This window comes from Streptosporangium sp. NPDC000239, assembly GCF_040300765.1.
Lineage (GTDB): Bacteria > Actinomycetota > Actinomycetes > Streptosporangiales > Streptosporangiaceae > Streptosporangium.
Window position 1 is genome coordinate 1 of record NZ_JBEPEI010000041.1, and the last position, 3,684, is coordinate 3,684.

Genomic DNA, 3,684 nt, shown 5'->3' on the forward strand with positions numbered 1-3,684 from the left:
CACCATCGGCGTGACTCCTGGAGAACGTTTTGGTCATGACACGGGACCCTTCCGAAAATCACGCCACACAGCCGCCGGTGAAATATGTGCAGGTAGCCCGCAACCACGCTTCTATTAGGGCGCGCATCCAATGGCGCCAAAAACAGCGTGGCCCCCGTTCCTGGGAGATCAACCCCTAAGGGACTCTTGCGCAACACATCTTGTGCACTGATTCCTGCGGTGTCAATAGTTTCACCGACCGCAACAGCCGTAATCCATTCCGTCTGTTCAATAGTCGTTCACTATGCCCCCTCTCACCATGAGAAGGGGAACGCCCCCAACATGTAACCCGGGCCAGAAATCCCTGCTGTCAAGGCATCCCCTTGACACTCACATCTTGACAAGATAGCTTGCGCAAGGATTCCTTAGGTTGCGAAAAACGCATGTACCGGGGTGCCGTCCCCCGGCCCAGCGCTCCGCCGTTCGCGGACAACCGAAACGGGTTATAGCGCACAGCCCCCACATTCTCGCCAGTAGCACCAGCCCGATTTCCAGAGGAGTTCCGTGCCATGACAAAGGCATTTTCCACGAGCAAAACAGCACGTGGATTGGGGGTCTGGAACTCCGAGGTCACCGCTATGTTACGAAAAGCTGGGTGGGAATCCCTGCTGGCTCTGCGCGCTAAAGAGCATCCCGATGGACCCGCTGTAGTGGGTCCGCGCCTGACCCTTTCCCACGCCGAACTCGACCGGCGCACCGCCGTACTCGCCGGGCTGCTGCGCGGGCACGGGGTGGTCCCGGGACAGGTCGTCGCCGTGCGCGCGCAGGACCCGGTGAACGGCCTGGTCGCGATGCTCGCCGTACTGCGGACGGGCGCCGCCCATCTCGCGCTCGACCCCGCCGCCCCCGCCGACCGTCACCGGTTCACCCTGCGGGACAGCGCCGCCCGCCTTCTCCTCAGTGACGACAGCGACGACAGCGGCGGTGGCGACGGTGGCGACGTCCTGGGGGAGATCCCCCTGGTACGGCTCGACGCGAACCTCGGTGACGAGACGGCCGAGGCGGCCGGCCTCACCCCGCCCGACCCGGCCCACCCCGCCTACCTCGTGTACACCTCCGGCACGACCGGCAGGCCCAAGGGCGTCAGCGTCTCGTACGGCGCGCTGGCCGAGCACCTCGCCGGGATCGGCGAGCGGTTCGGACTGCGTGAGGACGACCGTGTCCTGCGGTTCGCGCAGCCGTACGTGGACGTCTCCGTCGAACAGGCGCTCGCGCCGCTGACCGTCGGGGCGACCGTCGTCTTCGGCGAGGAACGCGCCCCCGCGATCGGCGACCTCCTCGACCTCCTGCGTCGTGAGCGGGTCACCGTCGCCAACCTGCCCGCCGGTTACTGGAACGAGCTGGCCCTCGGACTCGACCGGACTCCCCTGCCCGAGGGGCACAGCCTCCGGCTGATGATCTCCGGCAGCGAGCGGATGTCCCCCCGGGCCGCCCGTTCGTGGCTTCGGCACGCCCCGGACGTGCGGCTGCTCAACGCCTACGGACCGACCGAGTGTGTGATCACCGCGACCGTCCACGAGGTGACCGAGGTCGTGACGGACGAGATCCCGATCGGCACCGCCTGCGGCGAACGGGTGCTCCACGTCCTCGACCAGGACCTCACGCCCTGCCCGCCCGGGGTCGCCGGGGAGCTCTACGTCGGCGGCGGCCCCCTCGCCCTCGGCTACACGGGACAACCCGGGCTGACGGCCCAGCGCTTCGTGCCCGACCCGTACGGTGCCCCCGGCGCGCGTATGTACCGCACCGGCGACCTCGTCCGCCTCGACGCGGACGGAAGGCTGGACTTCCTTGGCAGGACCGACGACCAGGTCAAGATCCGGGGACACCGCGTCGAGCCCGCGGAGACCCAGCGGGTCCTGGAGCAGCACCCGGCGGTACGGCGGTGCGCGGTGCTCGGCCGGGACGACGAGGACGGCAGGACCCGGCTCGTCGGCTACGTGGTCACCGAGACGCCGAACGTCGGGGAGCTGATGGCGTTCCTGGCCGACCGGCTGCCCGCCTACCTGCTGCCCGCGCACCTGATCCCGCTGGACCGGCTGCCGCTGACCGAGGGCGGCAAGCTCGACCGCGACGCGCTGCCGCCGCTCCCGCGCGGCCCGGAGCACGGCGAGGGGACCGAACCCCCGCGGACCGAGACGGAACAACTGCTGGCCGACCTGTGGCAGGAGGTCCTCGGCGTCGAGAGCGTCGGACGCGGTGACGACTTCTTCGCGCTCGGCGGTGACTCGCTCGCCGCGCTCCGCATCACCGCCAGGCTGTTCGGCCACTTCGGCAAGGGCCTGTCGCCCCAGGCCGTCTTCGCCACCCCGGTCCTGGCCGACCTGGCGGCGCGACTCGACGCGGAACGCGCCCCCCAGCCTGCTCCGGCCCCCGAGCCTGAGCCCGCCGCGCCGTACGAGGAGGAGGGCAGGCCGCTCTCCCTCGGGCAGCACGCCCTGTGGCTGGCCGAGCAGTGGAACCCGGGCGCGCCGCTCTACAACGTGCCGTGGCTGTTCCGGCTGCGTGGCGAGATCGACGTCCCGGCGCTCGAACGGTCCCTGAACGCGCTCGTCGAACGGCACGAGGCCCTGCGCACCGCCTTCCCCGCCACCCTCGGCGAACCGGAGCAGGACGTCCTGCCCCCCTCCCCCGTACGGCTCACCGTCGAGGAGTACTCCGAGGAGGTCGTCGCCCGCGAGGCCCGCAGGCCGTTCGACCTGGAGCGGGGGCCGCTGCTACGGACCCTGCTGACGCGCGACGGCGAGGACGGCTGGGTGCTGCTGGTCGTCCTGCACCACATCGTGTGGGACGAGTGGTCACTCGGCGTCTTCGAGACCGAACTGGCCGAGATCTACGCCGCCGCCCTCGACGGCAGGGAGCCCCAGCTCGCCGAACTGCCCACCCGCTCCCGCGACCACGCCGTACGGCAGCGCCGCCTGGTGCGCGGGAACACCCTGGACGAGGGGATCGCCTACTGGGAGCGCAGGCTCGAAGGCGCCCCGAGGGAACTCGACCTGCCCACCGACCGTGTCCCCGGGGAGCGGACCCCGGCGGGCGCCGCCGTACGGTTCGACCTCGGGGCCGACCTCGCGGAGCGGGTGCGCGACCTGGCGCGGGCGGAGGGCGCGACGCCGTTCATGGTGCTCCTGGCCGCCTTCTGCCTGACACTGCGCGGCCGTACCGGGCAGGAGGACCTCGTCGTCGCCACGCCCGTCGCCGACCGGGAGCACGACGAGGAGGGCCTGATCGGCTACTTCGTCAACCTGGTCCCGCTGCGGGTGCGGGCACGGACGGACGTGGGCTTCCGCGAACTGCTCGGCCAGGTGCGTGAGGACGTGCTCGCCGACCTCGGCCACCAGGACGTGCCCTTCCAGCTCCTCCTCGACCGTGTCGCCCGCGACCACTCGGGGGAACGCGCCGCCTTCGCCCAGGTCGCCTTCGAGATGCACCGCCACGACGCCCGCCCGGTACGGCTCGGCACGGCGACGGGGACCCGCGAGCTGGTCCCGACCGGAACCTCGAAGTTCGACCTGACCTGGCAGATCACCGACGACGGCGAGCGGATCTTCGGCGTCGTCGAGTACAGCACGGACCTGTTCGACGCCGCGACGGTCGCGGGGCTGGCCGCCGGGTGGCGGGACACGCTGCGGAGGGTCGTGGAGGTTC

1 protein-coding gene is annotated in these 3,684 nt (G+C 70.7%); it reads left to right on the forward strand.

The features are described 5' to 3' along the window. Nucleotides 1-689: 689 nt before the first annotated feature. On the forward strand, nucleotides 690-3,684 hold a 2,995-nt coding region (locus ABT340_RS42310), incomplete at its 3' end, for a non-ribosomal peptide synthetase (RefSeq protein ID WP_352016603.1).